Consider the following 641-nt stretch of genomic DNA (forward strand, 5'->3'; position numbering starts at 1 on the left):
TAATTTTATAATAGTATATTTTTGTTAATTTTCAATATTAAAACCATAATTAACAGTAATATCTATATTGAGAAATTTATTACAAATTTAGTTGTAAATGATTAAAATATTGAAAGTAAACTTTTAATAAAAAGTTTACTTTCAAAAACAGATAAAAATAATTAGTTATTCATATCATTAGTAAACATAAATATCCAATAAAGATATATAATTACAAATTCAATTATTTGATTTATAATTATATTTAGAAAAAAGAATGGAAAGGTCTTGGTAATATGTTGGGTATTGATGTTATAAAAACAACAGAGGAATTAATTATTAAATGGCAATTAACAAAAGTTAATATTCCATTAAATGAAATTATTGAAGTTACTGAAGATGATACTTATGCTGGTGTTGAAAAAATTGATGCAATTCGAATTGGGACACCTTATGCTACAACTGATCGCATCTTAATTAAAACTAGAAAACAAGATTATGTACTATTTACTACTAATAAAGTTTCAATTTTAAATAAAATAAATGCTTAAGTATTTATTTCAAGGACTAATTGAAGTATTAATATTTACAAGTTAAAATGAATATGAATTTATAATCCCTATTAGTTCAGCAATGACACACATTATCCGTCACAAATAACC

1 protein-coding gene is annotated in these 641 nt (G+C 21.1%); it reads left to right on the forward strand.

Features of this window, described 5'->3' with window-relative positions:
• The first annotated feature begins 275 nt into the window (after positions 1-275).
• Positions 276-530, forward strand: coding sequence for a SunI/YnzG family protein (locus B5P42_RS29280; protein ID WP_113735888.1), 255 nt, complete (start codon positions 276-278; stop codon positions 528-530).
• Positions 531-641 lie beyond the last annotated feature (111 nt).

The organism is Bacillus sp. SRB_331 (assembly GCF_003264175.1).
Classification (GTDB): Bacteria; Bacillota; Bacilli; order Bacillales; family Bacillaceae_G; genus Bacillus_A; species Bacillus_A mycoides.

Coding starts and splice junctions, on each gene's coding strand:
- B5P42_RS29280 (WP_113735888.1), top strand. CDS start 276: ATGTTGGGTATTGATGTTATAAAAACAACAGAGGAATTAATTATTAAA.